Origin of the sequence: Burkholderia sp. AU45388 (genome assembly GCF_030481585.1) — a bacterium.
GTDB lineage: Bacteria > Pseudomonadota > Gammaproteobacteria > Burkholderiales > Burkholderiaceae > Burkholderia > Burkholderia sola.
This window is the reverse complement of record NZ_JAUJPV010000003.1, coordinates 439,259-461,738: the sequence shown is the minus strand read 5'-3', so window position 1 is coordinate 461,738 and position 22,480 is coordinate 439,259. Positions and strand designations below refer to the sequence as shown.

The window sequence follows — 22,480 nt, the reverse complement described above, 5'->3', positions numbered from 1 at the left end:
ATTGGCGGTTGATCTCAATAAAAAAGCTCTTAAAAAGCTTGCTGATGGATTTGGATTTAATTCCGTAAAATATAACGCAATTATCGAGGCTGCGAAAAAATCTTCTTTCTTGGCTGGCGAACTGAATGCTTTCGGCAATTTGGATGGCTGGATTTTCGTAACCGGGGAGATAGGTAAAGGGGTTTACGCTAACCCTACTGACAGGGTCATCGCCTTCGATCCTACATGGAGTGAACCGGCAAATATTTTTGCCACCACACTGGCTCACGAACTTGGGCGCGCGCTGCTGCCAGGCGGGATGGGCGGTTCGCTTGCGCTGAATCCCGATCAGGCCGTTGCCAATGGCTTGACGAACGAAGGGGTGGCGCTGCTTTCCGAATACATCGTTGCAATCCAGTTGGGCCTAACTGGTGGCGCGACCGGTCACATGCATTCGGACTTATCCGACAGTCGTCTGACGCTGCAACTGAATAAACTGGCGGAGTCGGCCGGTATCGACGTCAAAAATGTAACGTGGGGATCCGCTGCCGCTCAGGCGCTCGCAAATCCCGGTACGGCGTTTGTCGACGCCGCAGGTAAATACTACGGCACGCTCCCGCCGTCCATTGCCAAATATCTGACCTACACCCAATATTACGCGGACTGGTGGATTCTCCAGCATTCCGGCATGGATCCGAATCTCGTCGACTGGCAGAAAATCCAGGGCGATATGATCAAGTACACCAGCTTCACAGTTGATGGCCAGGCAGTATTCACGATTGATACAAAGGGCATTCCGCTGCTGAACGGCGGATGGGTGATGGTGAATGGCGACCTTTCGTTGAAAGGTGCCGTGACGACGTCCCTGTTCGGTCCCAACGGCCAAATCCAGGAACAAGCAAAATTCGACTATACGGGGTTCAAGCTCCAGGACATATTTTATGGGGCTGACGGGAAAGCCACCCAGCGGTACGACTTCCGGCTGGACAACAGCTACACGAAGTACGACTTCAGCGCCGATGGCTCGCAGACCGCAACGTTGTATGGTGTGAACGGCAAGATCGTCGAATACGCAAAATTCAATACCGCCGGCTTCAAGACGCTGGACATCTTCTACGGTACGGATGGCAAGGCCACGCAACAGTACAACTTCAACCTCGACAAGAGTTACACGAAATACGACTTCGCTGCCGATGGTTCGCAGACTGCCTCGCTCTACGGCACGACTGGCCAGATGATCGAGTACGCGAAGTTCAACGCCAATGGCTTCAAGACGCTGGACATCTTCTATGGCGCGGATGGCAAAGCCACACAACAGTACAACTTCAACCTCGACAAGAGCTACACGAAATACGACTTCGCCGCCGATGGTTCGCAGACTGCCTCGCTCTACGGCACGACTGGCCAGATGACCGAGTACGCGAAGTTCAACGCCAATGGTTTCAAGACGCTGGACATTTTCTACGGCGCGAACGGCAAGGCCACACAGCAGTACAACTTCAACCTCGACAAGAGCTACACGAAATACGACTTCGCTGCCGATGGTTCGCAGACTGCCTCGCTCTACGGCACGACCGGCCAGATGACCGAGTACGCGAAGTTCAACGCCAACGGTTTCAAGTCGCTGGATATCTTCTACGGCGCGGATGGCAAGGCCACGCAGCAATACAACTTCAACCTCGACAAGAGCTACACGAAATACGACTTCGCTGCCGACGGTTCGCAGAGCGCATCGCTGTACGGCACGACCGGCCAGATGACCGAGTACGCGAAGTTCAACGCCAATGGTTTCAAGACGCTGGATATCTTCTATGGCGCGGATGGCAAAGCCACACAACAGTACAACTTCAACCTCGACAAGAGCTACACGAAATACGACTTCGCTGCCGACGGTTCACAGACCGCATCGCTGTACGGCACGACTGGCCAGATGACCGAATACGCGAAGTTCAACGCCAACGGCTTCAAGACGCTGGACATCTTCTACGGCGCGAACGGCAAGGCCACGCAGCAGTACAACTTCAACGTCGACAAGAGCTACACGAAGTACGACTTTGCTGCCGATGGTTCACAAACAGCGACGTTTTTCGGCGTCAATGGTCAAGTGAGCGAGTATGCGAAGTTCAATGCAGCCGGTGTCCAGACGCAGGATATTTTCTTTGGTGCGGACGGAAAGGCAACCAAGCAGATCGACTTCAATCTCGACGGCAGCTACGCTTCTCATGTCTTTAATAGTGATGGCTCACAATTCGCAGCACTGTTCGGCACCAATGGAAAGATGAAAGAATATGCGACCTTTAATGCGAACGGGTTCAAGACACAGGATATTTTTTACTCTAACGGACGAGCGACGCATCGGTACGATTTTTCCACTGACAATAGTTTCATCGCTCACATGTTTGACGGTGCGGATGAAATGGTCGCACTTTTCGGCGTAAATCATATTATTTACGATTATTATCAGTATTCCTATGGAAAACTGTTCGAGCGTGACATATTCGATGGTCTGGGGCGTCATATCGAAGCTGACCGATTTAGCACATCAACTGGAAAGCTTACCGGGTTCTCAAAGTTCACATACAACAGCGATGGAACGTACAACGCAAAAAGCTATGATTCGTCGGGATACTTGACCGGCAGTTCGAAATATACCGGCGACGGGCACTTGATCCAGAACAACGCCATCTATATTCCCAGTAGTAGCGACTTCCCCTCTGTTCAATGGAGTTGGGGTTTCCAGATCTGATTGATTCAATGTGCACGCAGGTATGTCTCGTCGAGGACATACCTGCGGTATTGCTCGACTAGGTAACGTGGAACTTCGCCGAGTCGAAGCCAGTGACAACATTAATGTGCCTCTTAAAAGCGTGAGAACCGGTGGGAAACTTTGGTGTTGCAGTCAACGTCGGCCGGCGAGGTGATACTTTCGCGTTTTCAAGCGATGGCGACTGCATTTTGCTCTACGATTGCCCGGCCATCCGCAGATAAAGCAGCGCACCGCCCGCAAGCAGCAGCGGGAACAGGAAGTACCAGCCGGTCGTCATGAACAGCCCGGCCACCGCAATCAGCGAAATCCACGCGCAGCGATACGCGATGCCGCCACGCGGCAGCAGTTTCAGCGCGGCTGCCGCGCCGAGCCCGTACACCATCACGAAACATCCGGACGTCACGAGCACGAGCGGCTTCGGCCCGACGTCCGACAGCGCCGTCGCGGCCAGCGCGATGGCCGCGAGCACGGCGATCACGCCGAGGCTGCGGCGCGGCACGCCGCCCACCTGGCTGCCCTGTGCGAGCCATGCGGGCAACGCGCCGTCGCGTCCAAGCGCCGCGCCGAGCTTGGCCGCGCCCGCGAAATACGCGTTCATCGTGCCGAGCGTGAGCAGCAGCGCGGCGGCGGCCGCCAGCGCCTGCGCATGGCCGCCGATGCCGCCCGCGATCAGTTCGGCGAGCGGCGCGCCGGATGCGCCCGCGGAACGCCCGAGCACCGTCACGCTCGCGGCGGCAACCGACAGATACAGGAACCCGACGACCACGACCGCGATGCCGGCCGAGCGCGGCATGTCATGCGCGGGCCGGCGGAATTCGGCCGCGAGGTGCGTGATCGCTTCCCAACCGGCGAAACTCCACACGAGCAGCGCGGCGGCCTGTCCGATCGCGAGCCAGCCGTGCGGGGCGAACGGATGCAGGTTCGCGGTGCGCGCGTGCGGCGCTGATGCAAGCACTGCTGCGAGCAGCAACGCGACGAGCAGCGCCGACAACACGAGCTGCATGCGGCCCGACACGGTGACACCGAATGCGTTCGCGGCCGACACGGTCGCGATCAGTGCGGCTGCCGTGACGACGATCGTCGTGTGTCCGCCGCCCGTGACGGCCGCGACGTATGCGCCGCCGAACATCGCGGCGGCCGGCGCGCCGGCCGGCACCGCGAAATAGAAGCACCAGCCGACGACGGCCGCGGCCTTCGGGCCGAATGCGCGCCGCGCGTAGGTCGACACGCCGCCCGCATCGGGATAGCGGGCGCCGAGTGCGGCGAAGGTGGCCGCGAGCGGCCCGGATAGTACGACGAGCGCCGCCCACGCGAGCAGCGAGGCCGGCCCCGCGACTTCGGCGGCGAGTGCGGGCAGCGCGATTACGCCGGTGCCGAGCACCGCGCCGATATAGAGCGCGGCACCCTGAAAAATGGTCAGCGAACCCGCGTGATGGACAACGGGCGAATCGGCATGCGAAGGCATGAGCGGCAGTCTCCGGAAGTCTTGTTTTGTGTGGGCGACGCGCGCAAGCCCGCGCGGTCGATCGTTCGATGCTACCCGAACGATGGCGCTCGCGCGGCCCGGCGATTAGTAGTCGGGTATCGCGTGCATGTCAGCCGATGTCAGCAGGCGCGCGCGAGCCGCAGGCGCGCTTCCTCGCGCGCGGCGGGCGACAGCTCGGGCGCGTAGTGGAACGTACCCGATACCAGCGATGCGACGGGCACGCCGTCGCGGAACAGCACGCGATTGCCGGCCAGCGCCGGCACCTTGTCGCCGGGCAGCAGCGTGCCGGCGAGATTCAGCGGGTCGGCGCCCGTCACGCACACGTATTGCCCGTCGCCCGGTTGCCGTCGCAGTTCGCGCAGGATCGGGATGGCCTCGGGCAGCGCGAACTGCTCGCCGGCAAGCCCGGCGACGAAGCGACCGCCGCGAATCTCGCCGCGTGCCTCGAGGCGCTGCAGCACGCGCACGAGTTCGCGCCAGCTCGGCAGCCAGTCGGCTTCGCGTTCGAGCAGCCGCCAGAACACGACGCCGTAACGGCGCAGCAGCGTCCACACGATATGTTCGAGCGCGTCCGGATCGGTCGTGGCGAGGCGGCGTTTCGATGCGTGCGCGTCGTCGTCGGGCTGCGAATGACGCTGCACGAGCGCCCAGCGGCCGGCGTCGTCCATCCCGCCGATCAGCGCGCCGCCGCGGCGCGTGCGGGGCGCATACGTCGCGCTGCGCTTGACGGCCGGCTTCAGCAGCGCGCGCAGGCCCGCATAGCTGTCCGCGTTCACGAGGCCGGCCGACACGAGTTCGCCGAGCGCCTGTTCGAGTTCGACGGGCAGCATGTGCAGATCGTCGAGCAGCGCATCGAAGAACATCGCGCCGTGCGCGGCGAGCGTGTCGCGCACTTGCGTCGCGCGTGCGGATAGCGCAGGTTGTGCATCGGGGTCGCGCAGCGCCTGCCACGCGGAAAGATGGCGGCGCGGCAGCAGCACGATCGGTGTGGTCTTCACGGGCGTACCGGCCGAGCGCGCCGGCGCGCCGATGCGGGTCCACACCAACTTGCCCGAGCGGCACAGCTCGTCGAGGCCGCCCGCCGTGTAGTCGGTGAGTCGCGCGGGCAGCAGTGCGTCTTCCCACGCGCTTGCCGCGGCCTCGTAGCCTTCGAGCTGTTCGACCACGGCTGCCAGCGCGTCGCGGCCGGTGCCGCGCGTGTCGGGCGTCAGGTGCTGCCAGTGGAACAGGAAGCGCATGAAATCGGCGCGCTCGACCGGCTCGATCTCGCGACGCAGCCGCTTCACCGTATAGCGATGAATGCGTGCGAGCAGGTGACGTTCGCACCATTCGTCGGTCGTCGCGCCCGGCGTGAAGCGGCCGCGCATCACGTAGCCTTCGCGCTCCAGCGCCGCGAGCGCCGTCGCCACCGACGCGTGCGGCAGGCCGAGCGGCGCGGCGATCGCATCGAGCGTCAGCGGCCCGAAGCCGGTGAGGCGCGCGCGGATCACGTCGACGAGCGCCGCATCGGCTTCCCACGGCTGCGCGCACGCGGCCGGCACCTTGAGCGCCGGTGTCGCGCGGGCGTCCGGGTGCAGCGCGCGCACGCAGACGAGCCGCTCGACCGGCACCCACAGCGCGGCGCCGCCCGGCGTCGCGAGCTTCGTCGCGCGGCGGCGTTCCGCGAGTTCCGCGAGCCGCTCGGGCCAGCCTGCGTGCGCGTGCGCCTCGCTGTCGGCGACGCATGCGAGCGTGAGCAGCGCGTCGTGCATTTCGTCGGCGTCGCGCACGAGCGGCCACGCTTCGTCGCGCACCGCGTCGATCGCGTCGGCGTCGAGCGCGCCGAGATCGTCGGCCGATTCGGGATCGCTCCAGCGGCGCGACTGCACGGCCTGCGTGCGACGCTCTTCGAGCGGCGCATCGTCGAGGAACGCATAGGGCTTCGCGTTCAGGATCTCGGCCGCCAGCGGCGACGGCGCGGGCAAGTCGCGCGCGATGAGTTCGATCGCGCCGCTCTCGATTCGGCGCAGCAGCGCGAGCCAGCCGTCGGTGTCCATCGCATCGTGCAGGCAGTCGTCGAGCGTCTGATCGACGAGCGGGTGATGCGGAATCTCGCGTTCGCCGACGACGTTCTCGAGGCACGCGACCTGATCGGGGAACACGGTCGCGAGCAGATCGTCGCTCTTCATCCGCTGCAATTGCGGCGCCGTGCGCCGGCCGCCGGTGAAGCGCGGCAGCGCGAGCGCGGTGGTCGCGTTCCAGCGCCAGCGCACGCCGAACATCGGCGCGTCGAGCAGCGCCTGGATCAGTACGTGCTCGGCGTTGGCCGAACGCAGGTAGCGCCACACTTCGTCGAGCGCGAAGCTGTGCGCGAGCGACAGCGACAGGATGATCGCGTCGTCGGTCGCGGCGGCCTGCAGTTCGAAGTTGAAGTTGCGACAGAAGCGCTTGCGTAGCGCGAGCCCCCATGCGCGGTTGATCCGGCTGCCGAACGGCGAATGAATCACGAGCTGCATGCCGCCCGATTCGTCGAAGAAGCGCTCCATCACGAGCGTGTCCTGCGTCGGCAAGGCGCCGAGCGCCGCGCGGGTGCGCGCGAGGTAGTCGGCGATCTGGCGGGCCGCGTCCGGCGACAGATGGAGATCCTCGACGAGCCAGCGCAGCGCCGGCGCAAGACGGCTTTCGGTGGCGGCGAGCGCGGTGCCGCCGGGCGCGTTGTCGGGCGAGGCGGACAGCGCGTCAGTCTCGGTGGCCGCTTTTCGGGGTTTGCCGCGGGTGGTCGTCTTGCCGGCCTCGGTGACGTTCGCGTGCTTCGCCGCATCGGCCCGCGGATGCCGGTCGCCGTCCGCGAACAGCGCGTCGAGCCGCGCGCGCAGCCGGCCGACCGCCGCCGACAGCTCGTCGCTGCGCCCGAGTCCCTCGCCGAGCCAGAACGGAATGCTCGGCGATTGTCCCTGCGCATCCTCCACGCGCACGCGGCCCGTTTCCACCCGAATGATCCGGTACGACTGGTTGCCGAGCTGGAATACGTCGCCGGCCAGGCTCTCGATCGCGAAATCCTCGTTGACGGTGCCGACCTGGATGCCCTGCGGTTCGAGCAGCACCGCGTAGTCGGCCATGTCGGGGATCGTGCCGCCGGACGTCGTCGCGGTCATCATCGCGTTGCGGCGCCCGCGTACGGTGCCGCCGACCACGTCGCGGTGCAGGTACGCGCCGCGCACGCCGCGGCGACTCGTGAACCCTTCGGCGAGCATCTTCATCACTTCGTCGAAGCGTTCACGCGTCAGCCGCGCGTACGGCGCGGCGCGCGTGAAGCTCGCATACAGCGCGTCTTCCTGCCATTCCGTGCACGCGACTTCGGCGACGATCTGCTGCGCGAGCACGTCGAGCGGCGCTTCGGGAATGCGCAGCGCGTCGAGTTCGCCGCGCTGCACGCAGTCGAGCAGCGCCGCGCATTCGACCAGTTCGTCGCGCGACAGCGGAAAGAGCCGCCCCTTCGGCACGCCGCCGACATGGTGCCCCGAGCGGCCGACGCGTTGCAGGAACGGCGCGATGCCGCGCGGCGAACCCACCTGGCAGACGAGATCGACGTCGCCGATGTCGATGCCGAGTTCGAGCGACGCGGTCGCGACGAGCAACTTCAGTTCGCCGCGCTTCAGGCGCTGCTCGGCGTCGAAGCGGTGCTCCTTCGCGAGACTGCCGTGATGCGCGGCGATTGCATCCTTGCCGAGCCGGTCGGCAAGATGGCGCGCCACGCGCTCGGCGGTGCGGCGCGTGTTGACGAACACCAGCGTCGTGCGATGCGCGGCCGCGAGCCCGGCAATGCGGTCGTACACCTGTTCCCACACGTCGGTCGCCATCACCGGTTCGAGCGGCACGTTCGGCAGTTCGAGCGCGAGATCGCGCTCGCGCGTGTGGCCCGTGTCGACGATCGCGCAGTCGCGCGGCGCGTCGGCCGGCCCGCCGACGAGGAAGCGCGCGACCGCGTCGATCGGCTTTTGCGTGGCCGACAGCCCGATGCGCGGCAGCGCGTGGCCGACCAGCGCGTCGAGACGTTCGAGCGATAGCGCGAGATGGCTGCCGCGCTTGGACGACGCAAGCGCATGGATTTCGTCGACGATGACCGAGCGCACGTTCGACAGCATCTGCCGCCCCGACGTGGACGACAGCAGCACGTACAGCGATTCGGGTGTGGTGACGAGGATGTGCGGTGCGCGCTTGCGCAGCACGGCGCGCTCGGCCTGCGTCGTGTCGCCGGTGCGCACCGCGGTGCGGATCGCGGGCACCGGCAGGCCGAGTTGCGCGAGCGATTCCGCGATGCCGGCGAGCGGCGCGTCGAGGTTCACGTGGATGTCGTTCGACAGCGCCTTCAGCGGCGACACGTAGACGACCAGCGTCGCGTCGGGCAGCGTGCCGTCGTGCGCGAGCGCATCGCGCACGATATCGTCGAGCGCGCACAGGAACGCGGTGAGCGTCTTGCCGGAGCCCGTCGGTGCGGCGACGAGCGTCGAGCGGCCTGCCTTGATGTGCGGCCACGCGAGCGCCTGCGCGCCGGTCGGCGCGGCGAACGTGCGGCGGAACCACGCGGCGACGGCCGGGTGGAACACGTCGAGCGCACGGGCGGCAGGGCGGGTAGCTGTAACGTCCATCGGAGCGTTGAAATAGGGTGCGAGCGGGGTGCGACGTGCGGACGCATCGAACGCGAATCGAATCGTCAGTGTGCCAGACGTCGCGCGCGCGTGCCGGGCATGCGTGCCGACGATTGCGATTCAGATGGGGGCCTGCACCGTGCTTTCAATGGGACGGAAAGTTGCGTGCCTGCCGGTCCGCGCGAGCGCGTGCCGAATTGTGTCGAATTGCAACCGGGGGCCAGCCCCACGACTGAATTTCCCCAAACGGGGGATCGTGCGTTATGAGCGTATGAGCGCGAACCGTTCCTAGACGCGCTGCAGCCAGCCGAGCCAGTGTTCGAGCAGCGGCGTACGCGACCACAGCGACTGCGCGAGCCACAGCGTGCCGCCCCAGGCGGCGGCCACCACGATCAGGTCGCAATGCCCGCTGTTCCACAGGTTGAGCGAGTGGCGCCGCCAGATCCACGGTACGCCGAGCGGATTGGGCCAGTCGGCGAGCAGGTGCATCACGCCGCCGCAGGCGAAGCCGAACAGCGGTGCGGCCCACAGCGGATGCGGATGATGGACGAGCCCGTGCCACCCGAGCGCAAGCAGCGCGACCCAGCCGATACCCCAGTGGGTGAGGGTGCGATGCGTGATCCACAGGCGGCGCTTGCGGCTCCACCAGGCGACTTCGAGCCAGTCGGGCGCGGTGCCGCCCGCGACGCCCGCCGCGAACGCGGCGAGCATGCCCAAGTGCCACGGGCCGGTTGCGCCGGTTTGCGCGACGAGGACGGCGGCGGTGACGCCGGCCGCGAAGCCGGACGCGTGATGCGCATTGTGTGATGCCATAGGGAGCGAGACGAAGAAACGTGAAGCGGCGCGTGCACGAAACGATGATGCGGCGCGCAAGCGGGGCGCTATCTTCGCAGATCGGCCTGTGCCGCGCGCGGGTCGTTTGTAGATTTTTTGGTGCGCAGTGCATGGCATGCCGCGCGGTTCGCAACTTTCGGTTTTGTGCATTGCGCGACGGGGCGCACGGCAGGCGGTGTCGGGCGCTCCACGTGCGCGTCGCGGCGCCGCAACGTGAGCGGCCGCGCACACGCGGCACGCTTTCGTCGCGCGTCGCGTGTTCGACCCTTTTTGTGCCCCTATACTACGAAGCCGGCATATGGCTGCCGGCGCGCCAGCGGCCATCCACGGATCAGGTGCTTGTCGTGCCTGAAGGAGATCCACATGGGGGACATGCAATGACTACGCTGAATCGCTTCAAATCATCCGCCGCCGTGCTGGCGACGGTGGCCGGCATCGGTTTCCTGCCGAACGCGCCCGCGTACGCGAAGGGGCCGCAGCCCGCGGTCCTGACGAGCTCGGCGGTGGCGGTCGCCGACAAATACAGCGCGGATGCCGCGGAGCGGATCTTCAAGGAAGGCGGCAACGCGATCGACGCAGCCGTCGCGATCGCGTTCACGCTGGCCGTCACGTATCCGGAAGCCGGCAACATCGGCGGTGGAGGCTTCATGACGATCTACAAGGACGGCAAGCCGTACTTCATCGATTACCGCGAGCGCGCGCCGCTCGCCGCGACGAAGGACATGTACCTCGACAAGGACGGCAACGTCGTCAAGGGCATGAGCCTGTACGGCCCGCGCGCGGTCGGGGTGCCGGGCACGGTCGCGGGCATGTGGGAAGCGCAGAAGCGCTTCGGCAAGCTGAAATGGAAGCAGGTGCTCGCGCCGGCGATCCACTATGCGCGCGACGGCTTCGTCGTCGACGAACAGCTCGCGCAGCGCGGCGTCGACGCATCGAAGGAATTCGGCGGCAAGACCAACTTCGACAAGTACTTCTCCGGGCTGAAGGCCGGCGTGAACTTCAAGCAGCCCGATCTCGCCGACGTGCTGACGCGCATCGCGAACGGCGGCGCGGAAGGCTTCTACAAGGGCAAGACGGCCGAGCTGATCGCCGCGTCGATGAAGACCGGCGACGGCAACGGGCTGATCACGACCGAGGATCTCGCGCAGTATCGCGCGGTGTGGCGCGAGCCGGTACAGGCGAAGTGGAACGGCTATGACGTGATCACCGCGCCGCCTCCGAGTTCCGGCGGCATCGGCCTCGTGCAGTTGCTGAAGATGAAGGCCGACCTCAAGCAGGACTTCGACGGCGTGAAGCTCAACTCGCCGCAGTACATCCACCTCGTCGCGGAAATCGAGAAGCGCGTGTTCGCCGATCGTGCGCAGTATCTCGGCGATCCCGATTTCTACAAGGTGCCGATCGCGCAGTTGACCGACGACGCGTACATCGCGAAGCGCGCGGCCGAGGTCAACCCGAAGGAGCCGTCGGACACGAAGAGCGTGCAGCCGGGCCTCGGCACGACGATGCCGGAGAAGGCCGAAACGACGCACTTCTCGGTGGTCGACAAGTGGGGTAACGCGGTGTCGAACACGTACACGATCAACGGCTATTTCGGCTCGGGCGTGATCGCCGACGGCACGGGCATCGTGCTGAACGACGAGATGGACGACTTCTCCGCGAAGCCGGGCGTCGCGAACATGTTCGGCGTGGTCGGCAGCGACGCGAACGCGATCGAACCGAAGAAGCGCCCGCTGTCGTCGATGTCGCCGACCATCATGACGAAGGACGGCAAGGTGTCGCTGGTGATCGGCACGCCGGGCGGCTCGCGCATCTTCACGTCGATCTTCCAGGTGATCAACAACATCTACGACTTCAGGATGCCGTTGAAGGAAGCGGTCGGCGCGATGCGTTTCCACCACCAGTTGCTGCCGCCGAACACGATCTTCTGGGAGCCGTACCACCCGATCGAAGGCGAACTCGCGAAGCAGATCGAGGCGCGCGGTTACACGCTGAAGGGGCAGGATTTCAGCGGCGACATCCAGGTCATCAAGATCGACGGCAAGACGCCGGAAGCGATGGCCGATCCGCGCGGGCGAGGCGTGACGCGGATTATTCGTTGACGTTGACGTTGACGTTGACGTTGACGTGAAGCGATGCGTGCGCGTCGGCGACAGCGGCCGCGCGCGCCGTTCGGCAGCCGGAGTTTCGATCCGGCTGCCGAATTTTTTCAGCCGGCCGCTCGGATGAAACCCGCGATCCGCGCGGCAATGGCTTCGGGCGCATCCTCGAAGCAGTCGTGCCCGACGCCCGCCCGCCAGCCAGCCACTCGCTCGGCGCGGGCGGGAACAGCGCGGCAAAGAGCGGCAGAAAGTGTTCGGCGCCGAGCGTTCGGTCGGCGTCTGCCGAGATCGCGGGCGCGGCGCACGTATTGCTCGTTGACCGGAAGACCGGGCTGCCGGTCCGGAAGCTGGAGCTGCGTTCGCAGGACGGCCGCGTGCTCGGGCCGGAAGATACGGTCGTGCTGCCGCCGCCCGACTGATGCGCGGCGAACCGGAGGGCGCCACGCGGGCGGGCTGGCGTGACGTTCGCGCCCCGCTCCGGACGGGCGTGGCCGTCCGTTTTCATGAATTTGACGCGCGAGGCTGGGATAATGGACGAGTTTGGCTGCGTCAATGATGGAAGGAGGCCCCATGGGCGACAACGATACCCGCACCGAGACCGACAACCGCACCGATATGGACCCGATGGAAGCGCGCCAGCGCCGTTTCGAGGAGGATCTCGTCGACGCCTACGACGAGGAACTCGAGATGGAGCTCGACGACCGCCGCTTCGACGACGGCGAGGACCTGCTGTTCTCGCCCGAGCGCCGCGAGGCGCGCAAGGAATATTTCCGCGAGCTGTTCCGGCTGCAGGGCGAGCTCGTGAAGCTGCAGGACTGGGTCGTGAACACCGGGCACCGGCTCGTCGTCATTTTCGAGGGGCGCGACGCGGCCGGCAAGGGCGGCGCGATCAAGCGCATCACGCAGCGCCTGAACCCGCGCGTGTGCCGGGTGGCCGCGCTGCCGGCGCCGAACAACCGCGAGCGCACGCAATGGTACTTCCAGCGCTATGTCGCGCATCTGCCGGCTGGCGGCGAGATCGTGCTGTTCGACCGCAGCTGGTACAACCGCGCGGGCGTCGAGCGCGTGATGAATTTCTGTACCGACGACGAGTACGAGGAATTTTTCCGGTCGGTGCCCGAGTTCGAGAAGATGCTCGTGCGCAGCGGGATCCAGATCGTCAAGTACTGGTTCTCGATCACCGACCACGAGCAGGAGCTGCGCTTCCAGAGCCGGATCGCGGATCCGCTGAAGCAGTGGAAGCTGAGCCCGATGGACCTCGAAAGCCGCCGCCGCTGGGAGGCTTACACGGCCGCGAAGGAAGAGATGCTGCAGCGCACGCATATTCCCGAGGCGCCGTGGTGGGTCGTGCAGGCCGTCGACAAGAAGCGCGCGCGGCTGAACTGCATTCACCATCTGCTCGGCCAGGTGCCGTATCACGAGGTGCCGCGCCCGACGATCGATCTGCCGCAGCGCGAGCATCACGAGGATTACATCCGCCGGCCGGTGCCGGACAACATGATCGTGCCGGACGTTTATTGAGCGGTTCGCCGGGTCGATCGCCATGTGACGAAGCGCGCCGCGGTATGCGGCGCGTTTTTTTTAGGTCTGGCGGAGCGGGGCGGTTCGAATGCATGCAGTACGAGTACAGCGTACGCGCGCGCCGCGCGGGCTGTCGTCGCAACGGCTCAGAGATCAGGAAACCCCGAGCGCCCCTGCGTCAGATCGAACAGTTCGGCTCTTGCCGCGGCTTCGGCCGTTTCCGGCAGCTTGATCACGAGCTTCACCGTCATTCCGTATGCGCTGTCCACCAGCGCGTAACCGGCCTGTTCGATCCAGCGACGCACGCGCGCCTCTTCCGGGTAGCCGATCTCGATCGCGAGCCGCGTGTACCGAATGCGCTCGACGCGCTCGGCATCGAGCAGCGCCGACGCGATCGCATCCGTGTACGCACGCACCAGCCCGCCCGCGCCGAGCTTCACGCCGCCGTAGTAACGCACGACCGCGCCGAGCACCCCGTCGAGATCGTGATGGCGCAGCACTTCGAGGATCGGCCGGCCCGCCGTGCCCGACGGCTCGCCGTCGTCCGACATGCCCGACTGGCCGCCCGCGAGCAGCGCCCAGCACACGTGGGTGGCCGCCGGGTGCTCGTCGCGCAGGCGTTGCAGGACCTGCATCGCGGCATCGCGGTCCTCGACCGGAACCGCGTACGCGATGAAACGGCTCTTGCGGATCTCGAGTTCGCGGATGTACGAGGTGGCGAGCGAGTAACTCATGCGTCGCGACGCGGAAAGTGGAGGGAAATCAAGGCGATGATGGCTGGTCGATGCTTTTGACGTGGGCCCGGGGACGGATGGATAGCGTCTGCATAAGCGCGGGGCGAAGACGGAATTTTACCGTGGCGCGCGGCGATGCATGACGGCCGGATGCACTCGGCGGACCCGGCGCGATCCATCGGAATTCGCCGTCGTCTTTCGACGAACGGCGCAGGAGGCATCCGCGTTGACGAACGTGCCGGACGGCGAGTTACCGGAAATTGACGCATCGCCCCCGTCGACATTGCCCGGCCGGGCGCTCCTGCCGCCGAGACGCGCGGCACGGTTGTTCGGACCGCATCGCTGCTCGCGACAGCTTCACGAATCGCCGTGAGCCCGGTTCGGCCATGCTCATGCCCCGGGCGAGGGCCGCCGGACGATGGGGCCGACCGTCGCGCGACGTATTCGTCGCGCGGCGGGCACCTAGAAATCCGACCGCACCGTCAACATCACGTTGCGTGCGTCGCCGAATACGCTGTAATAGGTGCTGGGCGGGCGAATGTAGTACCTGCGATTGAACACGTTATTCAATTGCAACGACGCCGTCACGTGCTTGTTGAAACGATATCCCGCTTGTGCGTCGAAAACCGCATAGGCACCCTGTTCGACGCCGCGCGAAATACGCGTTTGCGCGAGCATGCCGCCCCCGAACGAGAATCCGCGCAACGGGCCTTGCGACAGCGTATATCGGGTCCACAGCTTGAACAGATGCTTCGGATCCGTGCCGTCGGTGAGATCGGGCGAGTCGTTCTCGTAGTGTGCGTTCAGATACGTGTAGCCCGCATAGAGATTCCAGTCCGGCGTCGGCTGGCCGGTGAGTTCGAGCTCGATTCCCTGATTGCGCGCCTTGCCTGCGGATACGTAATAGAACTGATGGGCAGGGTCGGCCACGGCGCGGTTGGCGTCGTCGATGCGGAACAGCGCGGCGTTCGCATTCAGGCGGCCATCGAGCAGGCTGCTCTTTATGCCCACTTCGTACTGCTCTCCCGAGCGGGGCGGCAGGCCCGGCCCCGAGTACGTGCCTTGCGTTTGCGCATCGAGGAAACGCGCATAGTTGGCATAGGCCGTCAGCGACGGCACGATGTCCCACAGCAAGCCGGCGGACGGCAGGAAGCGATGATCGACCTGTGCGTTGGTCGTCCAGTCCGCGACGCTCGGCAATGTCGACTGCGTGCGGTCTTGCAGGAACGCCTCGCGGCCGCCGAGCACGAGCGTCAGCGGCGTGGCGAGCTTGATACGCGCCTGCGCATAGACGCCGTATTGCACGGTGCGGTGACGGGTGCCGAACGTGTACGGTACGTCCACGGCCGGTACCGCATCGGGATCGTAGAGACTGTAGGCGCCACCGTACGGGCCGCTCAACGCGCGGAAACCCGATTGCGCGCCCGACGTCATCACGGCGTAGTTCGCGCCGATGGTCAGCGTATGCGTTTCCCCCCAGAGGCGGATCGGGCCCGAGACGTTGGTGTCCGTGCCGAACCAGTCATAGCTCGTGCGCTGCCGCTGGTCTCCGAAGCGCGCGAGGCCGTTTGCGGTCGCGCCGGGGCCGGAGTACGCGTAGTAGGCCTTGGAGAGTTCGTGGCGGTAGAACAGCGTGGTCGAGGATTGCCACGCGCTTTCGAACCGATGCACGAGGTTGGCGTTGACCTCTTGCAACGAGGTGTACGCATAGTTCCAGCTCGGACTGAAGTTCCGCGTATATTCGCTCGGCACGCGCCCGGTGAGCGCGGTACGCGTACTGTTCAGCACGCCGCCCGCACCGTAATCGATGCCGGAGATCGGCGAGACCTGATAGCCGCCCGAGAGCGACAGCGTCGTGCGCGGCGTGAGATCCCAATCGAGCGCACCATAGGCCATCACCTCCTTGCTGCGCGTGCGTTCGATGGATTGCATGCCGGTGCCGCCCACGAGAACGGCGCGTCCGCGCAGCGTGCCGTCCTTGTTCAGCGGCCCGGTGACGTCGATCATCTGGCGCACGCTGCCGAACGAATCGACCTGCGTTTCCGTGCCGAGGTGGAACTGATCCTGAGGGCGCTTGCGCACGAGATTGACGACGCCGCCCGGCTCGCCCATGCCATCGATCGAGCCTGCCGGGCCGCGCAGGATTTCGACGCGGTCGTACATCGCCAGATCGAATTGCAACTGGTACTGCAGGCCGCTGAGCGTCGGAACCCCGTCGAATTCAATGCCGAGCTGCGAGCCGCGCGCGCGGAAGTACGCCGTGCCGTCGCCGTAGTCGATCGAACTGACGCCGGTCAGGGTGCGCAACGCCTGCTGGATGGTCGTGACGTTCTGGTCGTCCATCCGCTCGCGCGTGAGCACGGAGACCGAGTTCGGCGTCTCCTTGATCGATTGCGCGACTTTTCCGCCGATGGTGGCCCACTTTGCAGCGTAGTTGCCGCTGCCTTCGGTGGTCGCATCGGCGTCCCTTGCGCCCACCACCGTCAAGACGGGCAGCACGTCGCCGACCGGCGCGGGCGTGCTCTGCGCGTTCGCCCACGAGGAGGCGAGGCACAGCGCCGAAAAGGCGAGCGGGGCGCGGCTGCAGCGTCCCGTCGTCGTGGGCCGCGCGCGCGGGTGGTCTATTCTCGTTGTCATGGTTGATCATCCCGAGGTTGAAAAACGTCGAACTGCTTCCTCCCGCCAGCGGCGGGTTGAAAAATGGGGGGACGATCGTTATCGACGGGCATCTGAAGGGCTCGTCTATCGTTGAATCAATGCACTACCGAACACCTGCCGGACCGACATCGTGGTCGATCTGGCGACCCGTGACGCAATTACCGCCGCAACCCGCGCAGCATCACGAGCGCGATGAGCCATGGTCCGCCGAGCAGCGTGGCGACGAGGCCGGTCGCGATTTCCTGCGGAAAAGCGATCTGCCGCCCGAGCCAGTCCGCCGCCACCATCAGCAGCGCGCCGAGCGTTGCGGCCAGATAGAGCTGCGGCACGGGGCGGAGTGCACCGGAAAACCGTGCGATATGCGGCGCGATCAGCCCGACGAACGACAACGGCCCGACGATCACGGTAGCCGCCGCCGTCGACAGGGCCGCCAGCAGCAGCAAGGCGAAGCGCGCGCGACCCACGGGCACGCCGACGCTCGCCGCGACGTCCGTGCCGAGCGCAAGCGCGGCGAGCCAGCGTCCGGTCAGCGGTGCGACGGCGAGCGTGAGGAGCGCCAGTGCCGCGACGCTCCATGCGATGTCGGGCGCGACGTAGTAGGTGGATCCGATCAGCAGATCGACGAGCACGCCCGCGCGCGGATCGCCGCTTGACATCAGCGCGCCGACTACCGCGTTGAACAGCGCACTGATCGACAGCCCGACGAGCAGCAGGCGCTCGGGCGCGAATCGCGCGCGCCGTCCGAACCAGACGAGCAGCACCAACGTCGCCAACGTGCCGGCCACGCAGCCTGCCACCAGCGCGGCGGGGACGAGGCGGTGACTCATGAACAGCACGGCGACCATGCCGAACATGCCGCCGGAACCGACGCCGAGCACGTCCGGACTCGCCATCGGATTCGCGCTCATGCGTTGCAGCACGGTTCCCGCGACTGCGAGCAGAGCGCCCGCCGCCAGCGCCGCGACGAGGTGGGGTACGCGCCAGAACAGCAGGCTTTCGATTTGCGTGAGCGTTGCGACGCTCGTGCCGGTGGGGCCGCGAGAGACCGCCAGCGACAGCAGGCATGCGAGCGGTAGCAGCATGATCCACGCCAGCGCCGTCGCACGAGGCGCGCGACGATCATGCCGGGGGCCTGCTGCGGCATGCGCATCGGGCCGCGTGCGCAAACGGGGCAGTAACCCGACGAGCAACGGCACGCCCACGATCGCGGTCGCGCTTCCGGTCGCGATCACGTGCGCGGAAAACATGTCGGCCCGCGCGACCGCGCGCACGATTTCATCGGTCAGCCACAGCAGCACCGCACCGATGAGCGGCGACCACACGAGCCGCGCGCGCCACTGCCGCGCGCCGGCCAGGCGGCCCAGCAACGGCGCGGCCAGGCCGACGAAGCCGATGACACCGACTTCGGCGACCACGAACGCCGTGAGCGCGACCGCGACGAACAGCGCGGCGCCGCGCACCCCTCCGACCGCGACACCGAGATGGCGCGCTGTCGTGTCGCCTGCATCGAACAGACCCAACGGGCGACAGAGCAGTGCGGCGCCGCCTGCGCAAGCGGCGAGCTGCATGCCCAGATGCAGCGTCGGTTGCCAGCCGTTCTGGTCGAGCGCGCCGCCGCCCCAGATCTGCAAGCCCGCAAGCCTGTCGAAATGCACCACCGAGATCGCGAGACTGATTGCGCCGCAGTACATGTTCACCACCATGCCGCCGAGGATCACGCCGAGCGGCGACATACGTTGCACCCATGCCAGCCCGAACACCACGAGCATCGCGGCCGCGCCGCCCGCAAGCGCCAGTGTGCTTCGACCGACGGCCAACCAGCCGGGCATCCAGATCGTCGCGACGGACAGCGTGAGATACGCGCCGGGGAACACCCCGAGCGTCATGGGTTCCGCGAGCGGATTGCGCAGCACCTGTTGCATCAGCGCACCCGCCAGGCCGAGCGCGGCGCCGCACAGCAGCGTCATCGCGACGCGCGGCAGCAGGCTGTAGTGGACGAGCAAGGCTCCCACGTCCTGCGTGTCGGCGGTGGCCGCGAGCGCGCGCCACAAGGGCGTGCCCGCCAGTGCGCGATGCACGTCCGTGGCGGTCAGGCACGCGGCCAGTACGACCATGGCGCCTACCAGCGCCAGGCGCCGATCGCTCGTCCGCGCGGCGCGTCCGGCCAGCACGAGGTTACGCAAGGCCGCCTCCGTCGTGCTCCGGTGTGGCGAGGGCGATCGAGACGGCCGCGGCGAAGCGGCGCATCGACACGAGTCCGCCGAAGGCCGCGATCACCGGCAGCACCGCGACGCGTTTCTCGCGCACGGCTGGCAGCGCGCGCCACAACGGGTTTTGGTTCAGCGCGGCACGCACGGCGGCGCGCAGCGGACCGATCAGCAGAATGTCCGCGTGCGGGACGTCGAACAGGCGTTCCAGCGCGACGGTGGCTGAACCGGTCACGGAGGTGCGCCACGGCGTGGAGGCCGCACGGCTCGTCGCGTCGCGAGGATGGGCAGCATTGTCGACACCGATGCGCGCGAGCACGTCGTCGAACAGGCTACCCGTGCCATAGACGCGAAGATGTCGCTCGTCGAGTGCTTCGGCGACGATCACGGCTCGCGCCGGCCGAGCCCCGGTGTTCGCGATCCGGGCGGCCACCGACGCGAACTCCCGTTGCGCGGCGGCGATCAGCTCGGTGGCGCGTTGCGGCGCGTCGATCGCGCGCGCCATCGCGGATGTCTCGTCGCAGAGCACCTCGAGAGGCCGTGCAGCGTTCATGTATGTGCCCAGCGTGAGCGTCGGCGCGATGCGTCGTAGCGGCGTCATCAACGCCGCATGCGCTGGCGTGACGATGATGAGATCCGGCGCGAGCGCCAGCAGCACTTCGAAATTCGGCTGATAGAGCAGGCCGACGTCGGCGACGCCGGGCGGCAACGGCGGCGTCACGATGCCGCTCGCGTACCAGTCGGGCAACGGAATGCCGACGGGCGCGCGCCCGAGCGCGAGCAGCGTTTCCGTGAGTTCCCAGTTGAGCACGACGATGCGGTGCGGGACCCGTGTGGCCGCCGCAGCGACGCATTGCGCCGAGAGCTGGGGGCCCAGGCCGGCGAGCGCGGTGAGCGCGACGAGCAGTTGCCGGCGGCGCGGATTGGCAACGAGCAGCTTCATGCCGGAAACCCCAGACGCCGTCCGCTGACCGGATCGGCGCTCACGCGCATCGGTACGCCGTAGATCGATTCGAGGTGCGCCGGGTCCATGATGTCGGCGGCGTGCTCGCGCATCAGCAGGCGGCCTTCGCGCAGCGCGACGATACGGTCGCAGAACCGCGCGGCCATGTTCACGTCGTGCAGAACGACGACGGCGCTCATCGCCCGCGTCGCGCAGAGCGTGCGCACGAGTTCGAGCACGGAGAGCTGATGGTTGAGGTCGAGCGCCGACGTCGGTTCGTCGAGCAGCATGCAGCGGCAGTCCTGTGCGACCAGCATCGCCAGCCATGCACGCTGACGCTCGCCGCCCGACAGTACGTCGACGGGACGATCGGCATGACGGAGCACATCCGCTGCACGCATCGCGTGCTCGACGTGCGCGGCGTCTTCTTCCCCGAAGCGTCCGAGCGCGCCATGCCACGGATAACGCCCGAGGGCCACCAGTTCGTGCACGGTCATGCCGTCGGTGGGCGGCGTCTGCTGCGGTAGATACGCGACCTGACGCGCGAACTGGCGTGCGCCCCAGCCGGCGAGCGGCTTGCCCGCGTAGTGAATCGTGCCGGCAGTGGGAGCGAGCTGGCGAGCGAGCAATTTGACGAGCGTGGATTTGCCCGAACCGTTGTGCCCGAGCACCCCGGTCACGCATGCGGGTTCGATCGCGAGATCGATCGCTTGCAGCAGCGGACGGCCGCCGGCGACGTACGACACGCGTTCGAGCGAGAACGTCGCGGCATTGCCGGTGTTGCCGCAGGTGGCGCCGGCTGCTTCGTCGCGCACGATGTGGCTCATGCCGCGCTCGCCATGTCGCTGCCGCCCGTACGCCGCGCATTGTCCGGGCCGGCCGTGTTCGCGGTCATCGCGGCGATTCGCCCGTTCTCGAGCTTGACGAGGCGGTCGGCGAGATCGAAGTAGCGATCGTCGTGCGTGATGACCAGCACGGTCTTGCCGTTCGCCTTCAGCGCGGGCAAAAGCGTCCGATAGAACACGTCCTTGAAGGCCGGGTCCTGGTCGGCGGCCCATTCGTCGAAGACGTAGAACGGTCGGTCCTCCAGAAAGGCGACCAGCAGCGCGAGGCGCTTGCGCTGACCTTGAGAAAGGGCGAGCGTGGAGAACGTGCCGCGCTCGATGCGCACCTTGTGGTCGAGTTGCAGCGCGACGAGCAACGCACGCGCCATTCCTTCGCGTTCGCCGGTCAGGCCGAGCAGCGAATCGAACAGATGAAAATCGCTGAAGACCACCGAAAAACGCTGTCGATACTTGGCACGCGTCGCGTCGTCCACGGCGACGCCGTCGACGAGCAGGCGGCCGCGCTCGGGCGCGTAAAGGCCGACGAGCAGCTTCGCGAGCGTGGTCTTGCCGCTGCCGTTGCCGCCGACGAGATACACGAGCTCTCCCGCATCGAACGTCAGGTCGATGGGCCCGAGCGTGAACAGGCCGTCGTCGCTTTCGCGCACATAGCGATGTTCGACGCCTTCGAACACGATGCGCGAGAATCCTTCGGCTGGGGCCGGTGCGGTGGCGGAATCGGCGTGATTGCCCGGTTCGGCCGGCAGCGCCGCTTCGAGCTCGCCGATGCGCTCGAACGCAATGCGGGCCGAGCTGAGCGACGGCAGCGCCGCGAGGAGCCCTTCGACCGGCATGATCAGATAGAGGAACACGAGCGCGTAGCCCGACATGACGTGCGCGTCGGCGCCGAACAGATGCGCGAGCACGAAAGTCGTCAGGCCGACGAAGCCGAACAGCAGCAAATTGCCCCAGCTTGCCGCGAGCGCGTGCAGCACGTAGCCGCGCGTGCGCTGCACGCGCACCGCTTCCACGTGCGGGGCGAGCTCGCTGCCGACGAACGCGTTCGCGCGCGCGCGATGCAGCTTGAGTTCCTTGGCGCCATCGAACAACGCACGAAACTGGCTCAGCAGCTTGTCCTCGCGGTGGCGCGATGCGCGCAGATGACGTAGCGCCCGGGCGCTCACCCGCTGTGTGCCGAGCGTGCCGGCGCCGAGCACGCCCAGCGCGACCGCGAGGATCGGCAGCGACAGCGTGCCGAGGTATGCGAGACAGCCGACGATCACCGCGCCCTGCATCGCAATGGAGGGCAGGCTCACGAAGAACACGACGATGCTGTCGAGATCCTGGGTCAGCGCGCCCATCGCACGGGCCGAGCCGCACCGCTCCAGATCGCGGAACGACGCGGCGGTAATGCGTCCGATCGTCTGCATGCGCAGTTGCGCCTTGACGCGTTGACCGAGATACATGAATAGCGCCTGCGAGCCGATGCGTGTCACGAGCACGAGTGCGGCGAGCAGGGCGAAGCGCTTGCCCAGCTCCATCAGCTGTGTGCCCGACGCTTGCAACGCCTGATTGATGAGTGCCACGAGCGCCGCGTTCGCGAAGCCGCTCGCGAGACTCGTGAGCAGCGCGACGGGCAGCAGCCAGCGTGAATAGCGGATCAATGAGGCAATCAGAGGCATGAGTCGTCGAAGGTCGTGCGGACGTGCCGGCTGCACGTGTTGTGTCTCATATATGAGAATGAGACGTATTAAAAGTAGAGGGCAGGATTCGGCCGTAGCCATTGATGGATAAGGAGAT

12 protein-coding genes and 2 pseudogenes are annotated in these 22,480 nt (G+C 66.3%); 4 read left to right on the top strand and 10 right to left on the bottom strand.

Annotation, left to right across the window (positions count from 1 at the left end):
• Window position 1 precedes the first annotated feature (1 nt).
• On the top strand, window positions 2–2,725 hold the full coding sequence (locus QZM72_RS09490; RefSeq protein ID WP_301737941.1) for a hypothetical protein: 2,724 nt from the start codon (window positions 2–4) through the stop codon (window positions 2,723–2,725).
• A 214-nt stretch (window positions 2,726–2,939) separates the two neighbouring features.
• Here the strand turns inward: QZM72_RS09490 and QZM72_RS09485 are convergent, their stop codons facing one another.
• The 3 genes from QZM72_RS09485 to QZM72_RS09475 form a co-directional block, all read right to left on the bottom strand.
• Window positions 2,940–4,211: an APC family permease gene (locus QZM72_RS09485; RefSeq protein WP_301737940.1), complete on the bottom strand. Its 1,272-nt coding sequence runs from the start codon at window positions 4,209–4,211 to the stop codon at window positions 2,940–2,942.
• A gap of 140 nt (window positions 4,212–4,351) precedes the next feature.
• A complete protein-coding gene (locus tag QZM72_RS09480) occupies window positions 4,352–8,860 on the bottom strand; it encodes a DEAD/DEAH box helicase (RefSeq protein ID WP_301737939.1) in 4,509 nt (1,502 codons plus the stop codon).
• Between the two features lie 288 nt (window positions 8,861–9,148).
• Window positions 9,149–9,673, bottom strand: a complete 525-nt coding sequence (locus QZM72_RS09475) for a metal-dependent hydrolase (protein ID WP_301737938.1) — start codon at window positions 9,671–9,673, stop codon at window positions 9,149–9,151.
• A gap of 398 nt (window positions 9,674–10,071) precedes the next feature.
• On the opposite strand from QZM72_RS09475, the gene ggt reads away from it, so the two are divergent.
• Complete coding sequence (ggt, locus tag QZM72_RS09470; protein WP_089469636.1) at window positions 10,072–11,793, top strand: gamma-glutamyltransferase; 1,722 nt, start codon at window positions 10,072–10,074, stop codon at window positions 11,791–11,793.
• A 107-nt stretch (window positions 11,794–11,900) separates the two neighbouring features.
• Here ggt and QZM72_RS09465 read toward each other — a convergent pair.
• Window positions 11,901–12,091 (bottom strand): annotated as a pseudogene (locus tag QZM72_RS09465) (alpha/beta hydrolase); the annotation flags it as partial.
• A 1-nt stretch (window position 12,092) separates the two neighbouring features.
• On the opposite strand from QZM72_RS09465, the pseudogene QZM72_RS09460 reads away from it, so the two are divergent.
• A pseudogene (locus tag QZM72_RS09460) lies at window positions 12,093–12,212 on the top strand (transcriptional regulator); the annotation flags it as partial.
• Between the two features lie 151 nt (window positions 12,213–12,363).
• Complete coding sequence (gene ppk2, locus QZM72_RS09455) at window positions 12,364–13,314, top strand: polyphosphate kinase 2 (protein ID WP_301737936.1); 951 nt, start codon at window positions 12,364–12,366, stop codon at window positions 13,312–13,314.
• Between the two features lie 146 nt (window positions 13,315–13,460).
• On the opposite strand, the gene QZM72_RS09450 is transcribed toward ppk2, so the two are convergent.
• The 6 genes from QZM72_RS09450 to QZM72_RS09425 form a co-directional block, all read right to left on the bottom strand.
• Window positions 13,461–14,048, bottom strand: a complete 588-nt coding sequence (locus QZM72_RS09450; protein WP_089469638.1) for a YigZ family protein — start codon at window positions 14,046–14,048, stop codon at window positions 13,461–13,463.
• Between the two features lie 462 nt (window positions 14,049–14,510).
• Window positions 14,511–16,685, bottom strand: coding sequence for a TonB-dependent siderophore receptor (locus tag QZM72_RS09445; RefSeq protein WP_301737935.1), 2,175 nt, complete (start codon window positions 16,683–16,685; stop codon window positions 14,511–14,513).
• Window positions 16,686–16,864: 179 nt separating this feature from the next.
• On the bottom strand, window positions 16,865–18,889 hold the full coding sequence (gene fhuB / locus QZM72_RS09440) for a Fe(3+)-hydroxamate ABC transporter permease FhuB (protein ID WP_301737934.1): 2,025 nt from the start codon (window positions 18,887–18,889) through the stop codon (window positions 16,865–16,867).
• Window positions 18,882–19,856 (bottom strand): iron-siderophore ABC transporter substrate-binding protein, encoded by a 975-nt coding sequence (locus QZM72_RS09435; protein WP_301737933.1) that lies wholly within the window; start codon window positions 19,854–19,856, stop codon window positions 18,882–18,884. Before QZM72_RS09435 ends, fhuB begins: the two co-directional genes overlap by 8 nt.
• Window positions 19,853–20,683, bottom strand: coding sequence for an ABC transporter ATP-binding protein (locus QZM72_RS09430; RefSeq protein ID WP_301737932.1), 831 nt, complete (start codon window positions 20,681–20,683; stop codon window positions 19,853–19,855). The genes QZM72_RS09435 and QZM72_RS09430 overlap by 4 nt, the downstream gene beginning before the upstream one ends.
• Window positions 20,680–22,362, bottom strand: a complete 1,683-nt coding sequence (locus QZM72_RS09425) for a cyclic peptide export ABC transporter (RefSeq protein WP_301737962.1) — start codon at window positions 22,360–22,362, stop codon at window positions 20,680–20,682. The genes QZM72_RS09430 and QZM72_RS09425 overlap by 4 nt, the downstream gene beginning before the upstream one ends.
• Window positions 22,363–22,480 lie beyond the last annotated feature (118 nt).